Raw genomic sequence first — 16,976 nt, 5'->3', positions numbered from 1 at the left:
TGAATCCGGACACCGTATGATTTTGGTCTAGACAACAGCACCCGTCACACCTGAAGGGCAACACCATGGCTGAGCGCCGCGTCACCATCGGCTGGGCCGAGGGCCTGCACGCCCGCCCTGCGTCGATCTTCGTCCGGGCGGCCACCGCCGCCGGCGTCCCCATCACGATCGCCAAGGGCGACGGCACCCCGGTCAACGCCGCCTCCATGCTGGCCGTGCTGGGCCTCGGCGCCCAGGGCGGCGAGGTGGTCGTCCTCGCCTCCGACGCGGACGATGCCGAGGTCGCGCTCGACCGGCTGGCGAAGCTGGTGGCGGAGGGCCTCGAGGAGCTTCCCGAGACCGTCTGATCCCCCTCTGATTCACAGGTGATTCCCGTGTGATTCCCGCGTGGATCAAGGATTCGGCACGGCGGGGCCGCGGTGGCCATTACGGCCACCGCGGCCCCGTTGCTTTTCCGTTTCCACCCCGACTCGGAGGACCGGGAACCGGGCGCCGCGAAACCGCGCCGGGAATTCCCGAGAGTTGTATACGGGATCGCTGTTAATTCCGGCCGCTCGCCGTGTTTACGGAATGTTTCGAAGCCCTCACCGGAGTGGGGCGGCGCTGCCGGTATTCCGCCAGCGCGCGCTCGGTGTGCGCCGCGGCGAGCGCCCGCGCCCGGTCGGCGTCGCCGCGCGCCACCGCGTCCACCAGCGCGCCGTGCTCCGCCCAGGACTCCACGGCCCGCGCCGCCGGGTCGGGACGCCGGGCGCCCCCGGGCGGTGCGGCGTGCGCTACGGGCTGCGGCGCGGGAGCGGCCGCGTACACCCACACGGTCTTGCGGCGCAGCTGGACGAGCATCGCGGCCAGGCTCGGACTGCCGGACGCCTGGGCGAGCGTCTCGTGGAACCAGTCGCCCAGCGGCCGCAGTTCACCGAGCCGGCCGTGCTGGGCCCGCTCCCGGCCGAGCCGGACCAGCCCGCGCAGCACCTTCAGATGGGCCTCGGTGCGACGCTGTGCGGCCCGTGCGGCACCCAGCGGCTCCAGCAGCGCCCGGATGTCCAGCAGATCGGCCGCCTCGCGCTCGGAGGGCTGGGCGACGCAGGCACCGGCGTGCCGCCGGGTCGTCACGAAGCCCTCGGACTCCAGGGTGCGCAGGGCCTCGCGGACCGGCACCCGCGAGACGCCGTAGCGCCGGGCGAGAAGTTCCTCGGTGAGCCGGCTGCCGGGCTGATATGTGCCGGAGACGATGTCGTCGCGAATCGCCGTACACACCGCATGCGCCGAAATCCGGCGACCGCCCTGGACCGCGGTCGTATCCCCGCTCACTTCCGGTCCCACATTGTCGAACCTCCGCCTTAACGCCCGCGAAACGCATCCATGGAACGCGCATTGAACGACTCTATTCCAATCGGACGTCATTTCCGATGGCGGAGTGCATTTCATGGATATTTTTTGGTCAGCCGGCGGCGGCACGCCGAAGGCCCCGTCCGGTGGACGGGGCCTTCTCGGATTCTCGCGGGACCGCCGGCGTGCGCGGAGTCCCGCGAGGTCGGACGTGCGCGGAGTCCCGCGAGGTCAGACGTTGACGCCGTGCGAGCGCAGATACGCCAAGGGGTCGATGTCCGAGCCGTAGTCCGGGCTGGTGCGGGCCTCGAAGTGCAGATGCGGTCCGGTGACGTTGCCGGTGGCGCCCGACAGGCCGATCTGCTGGCCGGGGGTGACCTTCTGGCCGACCGAGACGCTGATCGACGACAGGTGGCCGTACTGGGTGTAGGTGCCGTCGTTCATCTTGATGACGACGTTGTTGCCGTAGGAGCCGCCCCAGCCCGCCTCGACGATCTCGCCCATGCCCACGGAGTGCACCGAGGTGCCGGAGGAGGCGTGGAAGTCGATGCCGGTGTGGCTGCCGGAGGACCACAGTCCGCTGGCCGCCTCGTAGCCGGTGGAGACGTAGGAGCCGCTGATCGGCGTCTCGAAGGTGTTGAGGCGCTTGCGCTCGGCCTCGCGCGCCGCGCGCTCCTTGGCCTCGCGCTCGGCCTTGGCCTTCTTCGCCGCGGCCTCCGCCTTTCTGGCGGCCTCCTGGCGGGCGATCGCCTCCGCCTTGGCCTTCGCGGCGGCCTGCTCGGCGGCGGTCTCCTGGGACTGCGCCTGGGCCTCGATGTGGTCCGCGATCCCGTCGCCGATCACGATCGCCTGGGTCAGACCGGTCTGCTGGGGGCTGGGGCCGGTGTCCGCGGCGAACGCCTGTCCGGTGATCCCGGCGACGACGCCCGAGGCGACGGTGGTGATGCCCACGACGTTCGCGCCGGCGCGGACGTTGATCTTGGTGGTGCGGCGGTGTTTCCCGGTGGCAGTGCGGGTGGACGCCATACTGAGGCGCACTCCTTTCCTTCCTTCTCGCCTACCGGGTTAGCTGACGGGTTCGGAGCAGGAAGGTCTCCTACGGACTCCTCCCCCGGCCGGGGAAGGCGCCCGATTCACCCCTGGGGACGTGTGGGTCCCCGGCTCCCCTGGCTCGCGCCGTACGGGGACTCGGCGATGACTGTCCGTGCCGCGGGTGCGGCGGGTTGCTGGCGAACAGCCGGACTGACGCTAAACGGGCCCGCTTTCGATCACCAAACGGTTCCGGTTTTTTGTTGCTCTCGCCACAAACCAAACAAGCTGTCACTCCCGCAAATCGGGCATGAAGGAAGGACCCCGGCATCCTTACGGGGCCAGGGTCCTTCCGCGGTGAGCTCGTTGACCGGACCGGCTGCCGGATCGTCCAGCGGACCCGGATCGTCAGCGAGCCGGCCGGATCGCGGGTTCTTGGTCCGGATCCGGCCAACCGGCCAACTCCGGGCGGCTCAGCCCGAGATGACGCGCACCTCGCCGATGCCCAGCGCCCGGACCGGCTCCTCGATCGCCGAGGCGTCCCCGACCAGCACCGTGACCAGCCGGTCCGCCGGGAAGGCGGACACCACCGCGGCGGTCGCCTCCACCGTGCCGGTCTCCGCGAGGCGGGCGTACAACTGCGCCTGGAAATCGTCCGGAAGGTGCTGCTCGACCTGGTCGGCGAGGGTGCCCGCGACGGACGCCGCCGTCTCGTACTTCAGCGGGGCGACGCCCACCAGGTTCTGCACCGCGACATCGCGCTCCTCGTCGGTGAGCCCCTCCTCCTTCAGCGTGCGCAGCACCTTCCAGAGGTCCTCCAGCGCGGGCCCGGTGACCTCGGTGGCCACCGAGCCGCTGATCGCCAGCATGGCGGCGCCCGCGGAGCCGCCCGAGGGCGCCGGGGGCGCGGAGCGCAGCACCTGGCCGAAGGCGCGCACCCCGTAGGTGTAGCCCTTCTCCTCGCGCAGCACACGGTCGAGGCGGGAGGTGAGGGTGCCACCCAGGCAGTACGTGCCGAGCACCTGCGCGGGCCAGACCCGGTCATGGCGGTCGGCGCCGACGCGCCCGATGAGCAGCTGGGTCTGCACCGCGCCCGGCCGGTCGACGATCACCACACGGCCGAGGTCGTCCGCGACGATCGGGGGAACCGTGCGCGGCGCGCCCGCCCCGCCCGTCCAGGCGCCCAGGGTGTCGGCGAGCGCCCCATCGAGGTCGACCCCGGTGAGATCGCCCACGATGACGGCGGTGGCCGTGGAAGGGCGGACATGCGCCTCGTAGAAGGCCCGCACGGCCGCGGCGTCGATGCCCTCGATGGTCTCCTGGGTGCCCTGGCGCGGCCGGGACATCCGCGATTCGGCCGGGAAGAGGGCCGCGGAGAGGGCCATCGAGGCGCGGCGGGCCGGGTTGGCCAGCTCATGGGGGATCTCGTCCAGCCGGTTGCGCACCAGCCGCTCGACCTCGCCGTCCGGGAAGGCGGGGGCGCGCAGGGCGTCGGCCAGCAGCCCGAGCGCCTTGGGCAGCCGGGAGACCGGGACCTCCAGGGAGACGCGGAGGCCGGGGTGGTCGGCATGCGCGTCCAGCGTGGCGCCGCAGCGCTCGAGCTCGGCGGCGAACTCCTCGGCGTCGTGCTTGTCGGTGCCCTCCGACAGGGCGCGCGCCATGATCGTGGCGACGCCTTCGAGCCCGGTCGGCTCGGCGTCCAGCGGCGCCTCCAGATTGATCTCGACGGCGACGACCTGCTGGCCGGGGCGGTGACAGCGCAGCACCGTAAGGCCGTTGGACAGCTCACCGCGCTCGGGGGCCGGGAACGCCCACGGCTTGGGCGCACCGCCCTTGGGCTGCGAGTGGAAGGTCATGGTCGCGGTGACGGCGTCGCTCACTGGGCCGCCTCCCCTTCTGCGTCGGTCTCGGCGGCTTCGGCGGTGTCGGCTGCGTCCTCAGCGCCCTGGACGGGCTCGTAGACCAGCACGGCGCGGTTGTCGGGGCGCAGCCGCGCCGCGGCCACGGCCCGCACCTCCTCGGCGGTGATGTCGAGCACTCGCTCCACGGCGGTCAGCGCCAGCTGCGGGTCGCCGAAGAGCACGGCGTACCGGCAGAGCTCGTCGGCCCGGCCGCCGACCGTGGCCAGCCGGTCCAGCCACTCGCGCTCGATCTGCGCCTGCGCCCGCTCCATCTCCTGCGGGGTCGGCCCCTCCTCGGCGAAGCGGGCCAGCTCCTCGTCGACGGCGGTCTCGATGGCCGGCACCTCGACGCCGCCGGAGGTCTTCACGTCCAGCCAGCCCAGCGAGGGGGCGCCGGACAGCCGCAGCAGGCCGAATCCGGCGGCCACGGCGGTGCGGTCACGGCGCACCAGGCGGTTGTGGAGCCGGGAGGACTCCCCGCCGCCGAGGACGGTCAGCGCCAGATCGGCGGCGTCGGCCTCACGGGTGCCGTCGTGCGGCAGCCGGTAGGCGGCCATCAGGGCACGGGCGGGGACCTCTTCCTCCACGACCTCGCGCAGCTGGTCGCCGATCACCTCCGGGAGCGTGCCGTCGCGGGGCGGCCGCTTGCCGTCGTGGGAGGGGATGGAGCCGAAGTACTTCTCGATCCAGGCGAGCGTCTGCTCGGGGTCGATGTCACCGACGATCGACAGCACGGCGTTGTTCGGGGCGTAGTAGGTGCGGAAGAACTCCCGCGCGTCCTCCAGGGAGGCCGCGTCCAGGTCGGCCATGGAGCCGATCGGGGTGTGGTGGTACGGGTGGCCCTCGGGGTACGCCATGGAGACGAGCTTCTCGAAGGCGGTGCCGTACGGGACGTTGTCGTACCGCTGGCGGCGCTCGTTCTTGACGACGTCGCGCTGGTTCTCCAGGCTCTCCTCGTCCAGCGCGGTCAGGAGGGACCCCATCCGGTCGGCCTCCAGCCACAGGGCGAGCTCGACCTGGTGGGCGGGCATCGTCTCGAAGTAATTGGTGCGCTCGAAGCTGGTCGTGCCGTTGAGCGAGCCGCCGGCCCCCTGCACCAGCTCGAAGTGGCCGTTGCCGGTCACCTGCGCCGAGCCCTGGAACATCAGGTGCTCGAAGAGGTGAGCCAGGCCGGTGCGCCCCTTGACCTCATGGCGCGAGCCGACGTCGTACCACAGACAGACCGCGGCGACCGGGGTCAGATGGTCCTCGGAGAGCACCACGCGCAGGCCATTGGCCAGGCGGTGCTCGGTCGCTTTCAGGCCGCCGGAGCCGGCCTGCTGCGTGGCCGTGTGACCCATGGGCATGTACGTCCCTTCGATCGCGTGATGGAGCGCGTGCCAGCCGCATGCGCAGCGCTTCTGTCACTGTATGCAAGGGGACGGACATCTGGCGAAGTTCCGGTCCGTTCCCGCCCTCCCGAGCTGCCGCGAACCGTTTCCGCAGCCTCTCGGGCGCAGCGCGTCGCCCTTCGAGAGGCCGTCACACGGGGCCGCCGGACCCGGTTTCGGGGCCCGCGCCGGCCCTTGCGACCCCGGGCCGTTCCACACTTGTCGGCGGCCCGGGCCACAATGGTCCGCGTCAGATCCCGCATCGGCAGTTGAAGGAGCCGCAAGCGCGATGGCCCGCCGCAGCACGAAGACCCCGCCGCCGGACGACTTCGAGGAGCGCATCCTCGACATCGACGTCGTCGACGAGATGCAGGGCTCCTACCTCGAGTACGCCTACTCGGTCATCTACTCGCGCGCGCTGCCCGACGCCCGTGACGGACTGAAGCCCGTGCACCGCCGCATCCTCTACCAGATGAACGAGATGGGGCTGCGCCCCGAGCGCGGCTTCGTCAAGTGCGCCCGCGTCGTCGGTGAGGTGATGGGAAAGCTCCATCCGCACGGCGACGCGTCGATCTATGACGCGCTGGTGCGCATGGCGCAGCCGTTCTCCATGCGCCTGCCGATGGTCGACGGCCACGGGAACTTCGGCTCCCTGGGCAACGACGACCCGCCCGCCGCGATGCGGTACACCGAGTGCCGGATGGCGTCGGCGACCTCGCTGATGACGGAGTCGATCGACGAGGAAACGGTCGACTTCTCACCGAACTACGACGGCAGTGAGCAGGAGCCGGTCACCCTCCCCGCCGCCTATCCGAACCTGCTGGTCAACGGCACGTCCGGGATCGCGGTCGGCATGGCGACCAATATGCCGCCGCACAACCTGGGCGAGGTCATCGCCGCCGCCCGCCATCTCATCAGGCACCCGGGCGCGGACCTCGACACCCTGATGCGCCATGTGCCGGGCCCCGACCTGCCCACCGGCGGCCGGATCGTGGGCATGAGCGGCATCCGGGACGCGTACGAGACCGGGCGCGGCACCTTCAAGATCCGCGCCACGGTGGCCGTGGAGGACGTGACGGCCCGCCGTAAGGGCCTCGTCGTCACCGAGCTGCCCTTCGCCGTGGGGCCCGAGAAGGTCATCTCCAAGATCAAGGACCTGGTCGGCGCGAAGAAGCTGCAGGGCATCGCGGACGTCAAGGACCTCACCGACCGCGAGCACGGGCTGCGGCTGGTCATCGAGATCAAGAACGGCTTCAACCCCGAGGCCGTACTGGAGCAGCTCTACAAGCTCACGCCGATGGAGGAGTCCTTCGGCATCAACAACGTGGCGCTGGTGGACGGCCAGCCGCTCACGCTGGGGCTCAAGGAGCTGCTGGAGGTCTATCTCGACCACCGCTTCAACGTGGTCCGGCGGCGCAGCGAGTTCCGCCGCACCAAGCGCCGCAACCGGCTGCACCTGGTCGAGGGTCTGTTGGTGGCCCTCCTCGACATCGACGAGGTCATCCGCCTCATCCGGCAGAGCGACAACGCGGCGGAGGCCAAGCGGTCCCTCATCGAGCGCTTCGGCCTCTCCGAGGTCCAGACGCAGTACATCCTGGACACTCCGCTGCGCCGGCTGACCAAGTTCGACCGGCTGGAGCTGGAGTCGGAGCGCGACCGGCTCAAAACCGAGATCGAGGAGCTGACCCGGATCCTCGACTCCGACGCCGAGCTGCGCAAGCTGGTCTCCGGCGAACTGGCCGCGGTGGCAAAGAAGTTCGGCACCCCGCGCCGCACGGTGCTGCTGGAGTCGTCGAACGCACCGGTGACCGCGGTGCCGCTGGAGGTCGCGGACGACCCCTGCCGGGTGCTGCTGTCCTCCACCGGGCTGCTGGCCCGTACCGCCGACGGCGAGCCGTTCCCGGTCGAGGGGAAGGTCAAGCGCGCCAAGCACGATGTGATCCTCTCCGCGGTCCCGGCGACGGCCCGGGGATCCGTGGGGGCGGTGACCTCGACCGGGCGGCTGCTGCGGCTCACGGTGATCGACCTCCCGATGCTCCCGGAGTCGGCCGGGCCGCCCAATCTGGCGGGGGGAGCGCCCATCGCCGAGTTCCTCTCCCTGGAGGAGGGCGAGGAGCTGATCTGCCTCACCACCCTGGACGAGTCCTCACCGGGGCTCGCGATCGGCACGGAGCAGGGCGTCGTCAAACGCGTGGTCCCCGACTACCCGGCCAACAAGGACGAGTTGGAGGTCATCGGCCTCAAGGAGGGCGACCGGATCGTGGGCGCGGTGGAACTGCGCACCGGCGAGGAGGATCTGGTCTTCATCACCGACGACGCCCAGCTACTGCGCTACGCGGCGGGCCAAGTGCGGCCGCAGGGACGCGCCGCGGGCGGTATGGCGGGCGTCAAGCTCGCCTCCGGCGCCAAGGTGATCTCGTTCACGGCCGTCGACCCGGCGAGCGACGCGGTGGTCTTCACGATCGCGGGCTCGAGCGGCACGCTCGATGACTCGGTACAGCAGTCGGCCAAGCTCACCCCCTTCGACCAGTACCCGCGCAAGGGCCGGGCCACGGGCGGGGTGCGCTGCCAGCGGTTCCTGAAGGGCGAGGACATCCTGGTCCTGGCCTGGGCGGGCGCGACCCCGGCCCGCGCGGCGGGGGCGAACGGAACCCCGGCGGCGCTGCCGGAGATCGACCCGCGCCGGGACGGCTCGGGTGAGCCGCTCGCCAAGCCGGTGACGGTGGTGGCCGGACCGGTGTAGCCCGGCACGAACAGCACGAGCGCGCAGCAGGGGCGCGGCACCGCGAGGGTGCCGCGCCCCTTGCCGTTCACGGGCCCCTGCGGCTTTCGCGGGCCCCCTCACCGTTCACGGGCCCCCGCGGCGTTCACAGGCGCCCGCGCCGTTCACGCCCCTGGCCCCGGCGCCCTGGGACGGCGGAAGGCTCACGGAAGGCCCCGACCCTCGCGGGCGGCGGAAGGTCACGGCACACGTGTCAGTGGCCGCTGCCGTTGCGCCGGGCGCGCAGCTGCCGGAGGGCGAGGCGCGCACCGGTGTGGCCACGGTCCGCCGCCCGCCGGAAGTGCCGCTCCGCCTCGCCCAGCTCACCATGGTCCAGATGGACGGTGCCGAGCACCACCATGGCCAAGAGATCACCCGTCGCGGCGGCCTTGCCGAGCCAGTGGACCGCCTCGGCGTACGCGCCCCGCTCGCCCAGCCCGATGCCGTAGACGGTCATCCCCCGCGGATCACCGGCCTCGGCCGCCCTACGGGCGAGCGATTCCGGAATCGGCCGCCCCTCGTCGTAGGCCGCCCTCACGATCGCCCTCAGCCCGGGATCCAGCGAGCGCGCCCCGCGTCTCCCCCGGCGCCTGCGCCATCGCGCCCATAAACCGCCCATATCCGCCCCCTCCACCCCCGAAGCGCCATTGTCGCGCCTGGCTCCCACCCCATGGAACGGCAGGCACACGGCGGGATGCGGACTGCCACCCTCCGTCGCATGCGGACCGTAAGGCGCCCACGCGGCTCCCGCCGCTCGTTCTTCCGGGGGCTCCGGTGCGCACGCACAGCGCACGCTCACGGCTCCGGCGCGCACTATCGATCAAGAGAGGTTAGGCTTACCTTCGTGAGCACGTGCGCGACCGCTTCCCGCGACCTGTCCGAGCCGCTCGCCGGGACGGCGGCCACCGCCCCCACCTGGCTGCTGGTGGAACAGCCCGGGCCCTGGGGCACTGAGGCCCTCACCGCCAGCAGGCTCGACAGGGCCCTCGGACGCGCGCTGGAGCGCGCCGCCGAGGACACCGGCGTACGGGTCGCGCTGATCCGCCGCCCCGGCCGTCACGCCGATCTGCACACCGGCGCGCGGCACCGGGTCTTCGTGGCCCACACCCGGCCCGGCCGCTCCTGGATTCGCACCACCGCCCTGGACGACCCCGCACGGCTGCTCGGCCTGGACTTCGCCGCGCTGGGCGCGGGCGACCCCGGCGGGCTCACCCTGCGCCCCCACGACCCCGCGGCCTGGGAGGAGTACACCGGCGATCCGCTGGTGCTGGTGTGCACCAACGGCAAGCGCGACCGCTGCTGCGCCCTCCTCGGCCGCCCGCTGGCCGGTGAGCTGGCCGCCTCCGGTGTCCACGGCACCTGGGAGATCACCCATATCGGCGGCCATCGCTTCTCCCCCACCCTCGTCGTGCTGCCGCACGGCTACACCTACGGCCGTGCCACCGCGCAAGGCGTCAAGGACGTCATCGAGGCGCTGCGGCAGGGCCGGGTCATCACCGAGGGCTGCCGAGGCCGCTCCGCCTGGGAGCGCCCCGGCCAGGCGGCGGAGCTGGCCGTCCGCGAGCTGACCGGCGAGGACGGGGCGGACGCGCTGACCGTCGCGGGGACCGAGGGCGAGGCCCCGGTCTGGTCGGTGACCGTCGCGCACCGCGACGGCCGGGCCTGGCGGGTGAGCGTCGCGCAGGTCGCCACGGCGCCGCCGCGGCCGGAGAGCTGCGGCTCGCCCCTGGGCTCCCCGGCCCGGATGGAGGTCGTCGGGATCCAGGTCGCGAGGCAGCCCGCGCATGGCGTACGGGCGATGGCCGCCGGCCGCCTCTGAGCCCACACCCCGCGCCCGTGGCACTCCGAGATCGCCGCCCTTCCCTCTGACACGCCATGCCGCCCCGGGATCGCCGCTCCCGGCCCCCTCCCCGGGGTCCTGACGCGGCCCCTCCGGCCCGCCCTTGGTTACCCTTCGTTGCCATGAGCGCCGCGATACCGCCGGGGCAGACAGCCACGGCCACAAGGTGGCGCATCGGCTGGCCCCGACGCGTCTTCTCCCAGGTCCTGCTGATGCAGCTGGCCATCGCCACGGGTGTCACCGTGCTCGCGACCGGCCTCTTCCTCGCGCCGCTCAGCGACCACCTCGACGACCAGGCCATGCGCCGGGCCCTCGCCATCGCCCAGACCACGGCCGCCGAGCCCCGGCTGGCCGAGGCGCTCCAGCGCACCCGGCCCACCGCCGACGGGCCCGTGCAGACCGAGGCGGAGCGCATCCGCCGGGCGACCGGCGCCGAATACGTCGTGATCATGGATCGGGGCGGGGTGCGCTGGTCGCACACCTCCCCGGGCGAGATCGGGAAGCATGTCTCCACCGACCCCACCGACGCCATCGAGGGCCGGGAGATCATGGAGATCGACGAGGGCACCCTCGGCCGCTCGGCCCGTGGCAAGGTGCCACTGCGCGCCGAGAGCGGCCGTATCGTGGGCGCCGTCTCGGTGGGCATCTCCTACGAGAGCGTGCGCGCCCGGCTCGTCGCCTCGGTCCCGGAGATGCTCGCCTACGCGGGCGGCGCGCTCGCCGTCGGCGCCCTCGCGGCGTATGTGGTCGCCCGCCGGCTCCAGCGACGCACCCATGATCTGGCCTTCTCCGACATCTCCGCGCTGCTCGCCGAGCGCGAGGCGATGCTCCACGGCATCCGGGAAGGCGTCGTCGCCCTCGACGCCCACGGCCGCATCCGGCTGGTCAACGACGAGGCGCAGCGGCTGCTGGAGCTGTGCCCCGAGGACACCGGCCGGCCCCTGGAGGCGGTGCTCGCCCCGGGCCGTACGACCGATGTGCTGTCCGGCCGGGTCACCGGCGCCGATCTGCTGACCGTCAGCGGCGGCCGGGTGCTGGTCGCCAACCGGATGCCGACGGACGACGGCGGTGCGGTGGTCACTCTCCGCGACCGCACCGAACTGGAGCGGCTGGGCCGCGAGCTGGACGGCACCCGGGGGCTGATCGACGCGCTGCGGGCGCAGGACCATGAGCACGCCAACCGGATGCACACCCTCCTGGGCCTGCTCGAACTCGAACTGCACGACGAGGCGATGGAGTTCATCACCGAGGCGATCGGGGTGCACCGGGCCACCGCCGAGCAGGTCACCGAGCGGGTGCACGATCCGCTGCTGGCCTCCCTGCTGGTCGGCAAGGCCACGGTCGCCACCGAACGCGGGGTCTCGCTGTCCGTCGCCGAGGACAGCCTGCTGCCCAACCGGCTGGTGGACCCGCCGGGGCTGGTGACGATCGTCGGCAATCTCATCGACAACGCCTTGGACGCGGCGGTCGGTTCGCGGGAGCCGCACGTCGAGGTGGAGCTGTGCGCGGACGACCGTACGGTGCTGCTGCGGGTCTCCGACACCGGCCCCGGGATCCCCGCCGACCGGCGCGATGTGGTCTTCACCGAGGGCTGGTCGACCAAGGAGCCGCCCGTGCACGGCAAACGCGGCATAGGGCTCGCGCTGGTCCGCCGCCTGGCCGGGCGCCAGGGTGGCAGCGTCCGCGTGTCCGACCGCGAGGGCGGGGGCGCGGAGTTCACCGTCGTCCTCCCCGAGGCGCTGGCCGAACAGCCGGCCGGGGCGCCGCTGACCGCGACAGGAGAGCCACGATGACCCTTGGATCCGGACCGGGCGGGCTCCTGGAGGTGCTGGTCGTGGACGACGACGTCCGGGTGGCCCGGGTCAACGCCGCGTACGTCGGAAAAGTGGCCGGTTTCCGTGTCGCGGGGCAGGCGCACTCCGCCGCCGAGGCGCTGGCCGTCCTGGAGACCACCCCCGTCGACCTGGTGCTGCTCGACCACTATCTGCCGGATGAGACGGGGCTGTCGCTGGTGCGGCGACTGCGGCAGCTCGGCCACCACACCGACATCATCATGGTGACCGCGGCCCGCGATATCGCGACCGTCCAGGCGGCGATGCGCCATGGTGCGCTGCAGTACCTGGTCAAGCCCTTCACCTTCGCGGGGCTGCGCGCCAAGTTGGAGGGGTACGCGGCGCTGCGCCGTGCGCTGGAGGGCGACGGCGAGGCCGGACAGGACCAGGTGGACCGGATCTTCGGCGCCCTGGGCGGCGCCTCGGCCGGCCCCGCGGAGCTGCCCAAGGGCCACTCGGCGCTCACCGCCGATCTCGTACGAGAGGTGCTGCGGGGCGCCGAGGGCCCGCTGTCGGCGCAGGAGGTGGCCGAGCGCTCCTCGCTCAGCCGACAGACCGCACAGCGCTATCTGAAGCTGCTGGAGCGCACGGGGCGGGTGCGGCTCAGCCTGAAATACGGCGAGACCGGCCGCCCCGAGCACCGGTATGTGTGGGTCTGATCTCAGCCAAGCACCGCCGTGCGGGGGTCTGTCCCCCGCCCTGTTCCCTGTCCGTCAGGCCGCGCCCGCCCCGGTGAGGGCCCGCACCTCCGTCTCGGCGTGCATGGCGGCATGGCCGGGGACGTCCGCGGGCGCGGGTGAGGTGACCGTCCCGAGCCAGCCCGCGAGGAACCCGAGGGGCACCGAGACCAGGCCCGGGTTCTGCAGCGGGAAGAGGTGGAAGTCCACCCCCGAGAAGATCGCGTTCACTGCCGCATTCGCCGCGTGACCAAGGATGGGCAGATCAGAAAGATCCAGGACCCTTCAATACCGGACGTTCACCCCATCAGGTGACTCAGGTGATGAACGGCCCGGAATCGGCACTCCAGCCGCGGGCCGGGCGGGAAACGCCGACGGGGCCTCCCGGGTGGGAGACCCCGCCGAACCGGCCGTGGCGACAGGCCAGGCGTCAGACGTCGATGCGCGACCGGTCCAGGGTCGCCGCCGAGTTGGTGATGAACTCCTTACGGGGCGCGACCTCATTGCCCATGAGCAGGTCGAAGGCGCGCTCGGCGGCCTCCAGGTCGCTGATGTTGATGCGCCGCAGGGTGCGGTGGCGCGGGTCCATCGTGGTCTCCGCGAGCTGGTCGGCGTCCATCTCACCCAGACCCTTGTAGCGCTGGATGCCGTCCTTGTAGCGGACCTCGCGGCGCTGGAGGTCCAGCAGCGTCTCCTGAAGCTCCTGGTCGGAGTAGGTGTAGACGTACTTGCTCTGCCCCCGCTTGGGGTTCACCAGCTCCACCCGGTGCAGCGGCGGCACCGCCGAGAAGACCCGTCCCTGCTCGACCATCGGCCGCATATAGCGCTGGAAGAGGGTCAGCAGCAGACAGCGGATGTGCGCGCCGTCGACATCGGCGTCGGCGAGGAAGATCACCTTGCCGTAGCGCGCCTGGTCGATGTCGAAGGTCCGGCCCGATCCGGCCCCTATCACCTGGATGATCGCGCCGCACTCGGCGTTCTTGAGCATGTCCGAGATCGACGACTTCTGCACATTCAGGATCTTGCCGCGGATCGGCAGCAGCGCCTGGAACTCGGAGTTCCGGGCCAGCTTGGCCGTACCCAGCGCCGAGTCCCCCTCGACGATGAACAGCTCGCTGCGGCCCACGTCGTCGCTGCGGCAGTCGGCCAGCTTCGCGGGCAGCGAGGAGGTCTCCAGCGCGGTCTTGCGGCGCTGCGCCTCCTTGTGCTGGCGGGCCGCGATGCGCGTACGGGCCGCGGCCACGACCTTCTCCAGGACGGCGCGGGCCTGCTGCTTGGCATCCCGCTTGGAGGAGGTCAGGAACTCCTTGAGCTCCTTGGAGACCACATTGGCCACGATCCGGGAGGCCGCCGAGGTGCCCAGCACCTCCTTGGTCTGGCCCTCGAACTGCGGCTCGGCCAGCCGGACGGTCACCACCGCCGTCAGGCCCTCCATGGCGTCGTCCTTGACGACGTCGTCCTCGGCGACGCGCAGCAGCTTGGCGGAGCGCAGCGCCTCGTTGACCGTCCTGGCGATCGCGCGCTCGAAGCCGGCGACATGGGTGCCGCCCTTGGGGGTCGCGATGATGTTGACGAACGACTTCACGGTCGCGTCGTATCCGGTGCCCCACCGCAGCGCGATATCGACGCCCAGGTCGCGGGTGACCTCGGTCGGCGTCATATGGCCGCGCTCGTCGAGGACCGGCACGGTCTCCTTGAAGGTGCCCTGCCCGGACAGCCGCAGCACATCGCAGACAGCCTTGTCCTGGGCGAGGTACTCGCAGAACTCGCTGATCCCCCCGTCGTACCGGAAGGTCTCCTCGACCGACCCCTCCCGCCCCTCCAGGGCCCGCTCGTCCCGGACGACCAGGGTCAGCCCCGGCACCAGGAACGCGGTCTGCCGGGCGCGGGCGTACAGCGTCTCCACGGAGAGCTTGGCGTCCTTGAGGAAGATCTGGCGATCCGCCCAGTAGCGGATGCGGGTGCCGGTGCGGGTCTTGGGGACCCTCTTGCCCTTGAGGAGGCCGCTGGACGGGTCGAACGGAGCGTCCGGCCCGGATTCGGTGAAGATCCCGGGGACGCCGCGGCGGAAGCTGATCGCGTGGGTCTTGCCGTGGAGGTCCACCTCCACGTCGAGACGGGCGGACAGCGCGTTCACCACGGAGGCGCCGACGCCGTGCAGACCGCCGGAGGCCGCGTACGCGCCGCCGCCGAACTTTCCGCCGGCGTGCAGCTTGGTCATCACGACCTCGACGCCGGACAGCCCCGTCTTGGGCTCGACGTCCACCGGGATCCCCCGGCCGTTGTCGCGCACCTCCACAGAGCCGTCGTCGTGGAGGATCACCTCGATGTGATCGCAATAGCCGCCCAGGGCCTCGTCCACCGAGTTGTCGATGATCTCCCAGAGGCAGTGGCTGAGTCCGCGGCTGTCGGTCGAGCCGATGTACATGCCAGGGCGCTTGCGCACTGCCTCGAGCCCCTCGAGGACGAGAAGGTGCCGCGCGGTGTAGTTGGAGCCGCCCCGGTCTGCTCCGGTCAGCAGCGCAGTGGACGGCACGGACGTGTCGGCGGTCACGCGGTTCGCTCCTCGCTGAATTTCTGGTTGGCCCAGTTGTGGGCACGATGGTGGCATGGTCGCGCCCGTCAGAGCGTACCGAGGCCTGATAGAGCCTTTGTGCCGCCACCCGTTGAAACGTCCATGCTAGTCGCACCGGCCACCGTTTCGCTCGTACGTTCGATACCTGACGGGGGTGACGCACACATCACGTTCCCTTTCAGGCATGAACCATTTAGGCTCCGGGCACGTCATCATTCACAACCGGCAACCCGGCCGGGAGCGTGAACCAGACAAACGACTCGATACACCAAAGCTAGGCAATACGGCCCATTCGCCGCCAAACGTCACCATCCGGCCTACTCAGAAGCAATTTTTGGGAAAAAGCCACGAGCGGGAACGATTTCAGGCTGGTTGGATGTTGACCCTGGTACGACAGCTCGTCGAGCTAGAGAAGAGGCGACGTGACTACTGTTCTGACCCCCGCGAGCCCGTTGACGGCCGCTGACCGCTGCGACCGCTGCGGCGCCCAGGCGTACCTGCGCGTGGTGCTGATCAGCGGTGGTGAACTGCTCTTCTGTGCCCATCACGGGCGCAAGTTCGAGCCGGAACTCAAGAAGATCGCCGCGGAAATACAGGACGAGACCGAGCGGCTCACCGCAGCTCCGGCGTCCACGTCCGACGACGAACGCTGAGGCCTCACACCCACGACGACGAGCGACGCCGGCCCAGGGCCGGATTCCGGGCGGTCTGCCCCCGAGTGGGGCGGCCGCCCACGCTCGTTTCGTGGGTCCGTCCGCACAACCCCTGGGGCCCTCCGGGGCTCCCTCCAGGATCCGCCGCCATCACGGGGCTCGTCTCAGCCATGGGCGGCCACCAGATCGGCCACCGCCGAGATCCTCGTGTAGACCCCGGGCCGCCCCGCCTCGGCGCATCCGCTGCCCCAGGACACCAGGCCCACCAGCCGCCCCCGGGCGACCAGCGGCCCTCCGCTGTCCCCCTGACAGGCGTCCCGGCCCCCGTCCGGCAGCCCGGCGCAGACCATGGACCGCGGGTCATAGTCCCCCTCCGCGCTGCCCGGGTAGGCGCGCTCACAGACCGTGTCGGCCAGCACCTGCACGGATGCCGTGCGCAGCGCCGACGCATAGCTGCCATCGCCCTGCGTATCGCCCCAGCCGTACACCGCGGCCTTTTCCCCCGGCCGGTACGCCCGGTCGCCGCTGCCCGCCATGGGGATGCGGTAGGCCGCCGGCACCGCGACGCCCAGGGTGAGCACCGCGATGTCCCCGGCCCTGTTGTCGCCCTCGTATGCCGGATTGACCCACACGCGCGCCGTCGGGTACTCCACCCCGTCGCTCTTCCGCAGGTCATTGCGGCCGATGATCACCCTGAGGTCCTTGACCTGCCGCCAGTCCATGCCGAGCACCCCACGGCTCAGGCAGTGGGCCGCCGTGACGACCGTCGTGGGCCCCACCACCGCCCCGCCGCAGAACTGGCCCGACCTCTTCTCTCCGAAGAGCGCACGGCTGGCCAGGGCCACCGTCCAGGGCGCCTCGACCGTACGGGCCGGATGCCCGCCGATCACGACACGGTCGGCCGTCGCCGGAGCGGGCGCGGTGAGCACCATCGCGAGCGCGGCGGCCAGCGGCACCACCAGGACGAGGAGCGAGCGGAGCGACGTACGCATGCGGCCTCCTGACCATACGG

Annotated in this window: 13 protein-coding genes, 1 pseudogene and 1 riboswitch; of the genes and pseudogenes, 6 read left to right on the top strand and 8 right to left on the bottom strand. The window is 71.6% G+C overall.

Features of this window, described 5'->3' with window-relative positions:
* Window positions 1–65 precede the first annotated feature (65 nt).
* Window positions 66–347, top strand: coding sequence for an HPr family phosphocarrier protein (locus CGL27_RS34305; protein ID WP_119991733.1), 282 nt, complete (start codon window positions 66–68; stop codon window positions 345–347).
* A 193-nt stretch (window positions 348–540) separates the two neighbouring features.
* Here the strand turns inward: CGL27_RS34305 and CGL27_RS34300 are convergent, their stop codons facing one another.
* The 4 genes from CGL27_RS34300 to CGL27_RS34285 all read right to left on the bottom strand — a co-directional run bounded on the left by CGL27_RS34300 (window position 541) and on the right by CGL27_RS34285 (window position 5,602).
* The gene (locus tag CGL27_RS34300) at window positions 541–1,308 is read right to left on the bottom strand and encodes a GntR family transcriptional regulator (RefSeq protein ID WP_078644226.1); all 768 of its coding nucleotides are present in this window, start codon (window positions 1,306–1,308) and stop codon (window positions 541–543) included.
* Window positions 1,309–1,557: 249 nt separating this feature from the next.
* The gene (locus CGL27_RS34295) at window positions 1,558–2,352 is read right to left on the bottom strand and encodes a M23 family metallopeptidase (protein ID WP_119991732.1); all 795 of its coding nucleotides are present in this window, start codon (window positions 2,350–2,352) and stop codon (window positions 1,558–1,560) included.
* A gap of 14 nt (window positions 2,353–2,366) precedes the next feature.
* Window positions 2,367–2,530, bottom strand: a riboswitch (cyclic di-AMP (ydaO/yuaA leader).
* A gap of 298 nt (window positions 2,531–2,828) precedes the next feature.
* Window positions 2,829–4,235, bottom strand: a complete 1,407-nt coding sequence (locus tag CGL27_RS34290) for a pitrilysin family protein (protein ID WP_162953127.1) — start codon at window positions 4,233–4,235, stop codon at window positions 2,829–2,831.
* Window positions 4,232–5,602, bottom strand: a complete 1,371-nt coding sequence (locus CGL27_RS34285; protein ID WP_014055395.1) for a pitrilysin family protein — start codon at window positions 5,600–5,602, stop codon at window positions 4,232–4,234. Before CGL27_RS34285 ends, CGL27_RS34290 begins: the two co-directional genes overlap by 4 nt.
* 313 nt (window positions 5,603–5,915) lie before the next feature.
* Between CGL27_RS34285 and CGL27_RS34280 the strand changes: the two genes are divergently transcribed.
* Window positions 5,916–8,369 (top strand): DNA topoisomerase IV subunit A, encoded by a 2,454-nt coding sequence (locus tag CGL27_RS34280; RefSeq protein WP_119991731.1) that lies wholly within the window; start codon window positions 5,916–5,918, stop codon window positions 8,367–8,369.
* Between the two features lie 232 nt (window positions 8,370–8,601).
* On the opposite strand, the gene CGL27_RS34275 is transcribed toward CGL27_RS34280, so the two are convergent.
* Window positions 8,602–8,925 (bottom strand): sel1 repeat family protein, encoded by a 324-nt coding sequence (locus tag CGL27_RS34275; protein ID WP_240450729.1) that lies wholly within the window; start codon window positions 8,923–8,925, stop codon window positions 8,602–8,604.
* 306 nt (window positions 8,926–9,231) lie between these two features.
* Between CGL27_RS34275 and CGL27_RS34270 the strand changes: the two genes are divergently transcribed.
* From CGL27_RS34270 to CGL27_RS34260, 3 genes are all read left to right on the top strand, one after another.
* Window positions 9,232–10,206 carry a sucrase ferredoxin gene (locus CGL27_RS34270; protein WP_119991729.1) on the top strand — a complete coding sequence of 325 codons (975 nt, stop codon included), beginning with the start codon at window positions 9,232–9,234 and terminating at the stop codon, window positions 10,204–10,206.
* Window positions 10,207–10,349: 143 nt separating this feature from the next.
* Complete coding sequence (locus tag CGL27_RS34265) at window positions 10,350–12,020, top strand: sensor histidine kinase (RefSeq protein WP_119991728.1); 1,671 nt, start codon at window positions 10,350–10,352, stop codon at window positions 12,018–12,020.
* Entirely contained in the window at window positions 12,017–12,718 is a 702-nt protein-coding gene (locus tag CGL27_RS34260) for a response regulator (RefSeq protein WP_119991727.1), read from the top strand. Before CGL27_RS34265 ends, CGL27_RS34260 begins: the two co-directional genes overlap by 4 nt.
* A 54-nt stretch (window positions 12,719–12,772) precedes the next feature.
* On the opposite strand, the pseudogene CGL27_RS34255 reads toward CGL27_RS34260, so the two are convergent.
* Window positions 12,773–12,961, bottom strand: a pseudogene (locus CGL27_RS34255) (cation acetate symporter); the annotation flags it as partial.
* A 205-nt stretch (window positions 12,962–13,166) separates the two neighbouring features.
* Window positions 13,167–15,290, bottom strand: coding sequence for a DNA topoisomerase IV subunit B (locus tag CGL27_RS34250; RefSeq protein ID WP_119991726.1), 2,124 nt, complete (start codon window positions 15,288–15,290; stop codon window positions 13,167–13,169).
* A 443-nt stretch (window positions 15,291–15,733) separates the two neighbouring features.
* Here CGL27_RS34250 and CGL27_RS34245 point away from each other — a divergent pair, with 443 nt between their 5' ends.
* Window positions 15,734–15,964: a hypothetical protein gene (locus CGL27_RS34245; protein ID WP_078644214.1), complete on the top strand. Its 231-nt coding sequence runs from the start codon at window positions 15,734–15,736 to the stop codon at window positions 15,962–15,964.
* A gap of 164 nt (window positions 15,965–16,128) precedes the next feature.
* Here CGL27_RS34245 and CGL27_RS34240 read toward each other — a convergent pair whose 3' ends face one another.
* On the bottom strand, window positions 16,129–16,956 hold the full coding sequence (locus CGL27_RS34240; RefSeq protein WP_119991725.1) for a serine protease: 828 nt from the start codon (window positions 16,954–16,956) through the stop codon (window positions 16,129–16,131).
* Between the last annotated feature and the right edge of the window lie 20 nt (window positions 16,957–16,976).

This window comes from Streptomyces sp. 11-1-2, from assembly GCF_003595545.1.
GTDB classification, from domain to species: domain Bacteria; phylum Actinomycetota; class Actinomycetes; order Streptomycetales; family Streptomycetaceae; genus Streptomyces; species Streptomyces hygroscopicus_B.
The sequence above is the reverse complement of the archived record's forward strand: the minus strand, read 5'-3'. Positions and strand labels throughout refer to the sequence as shown.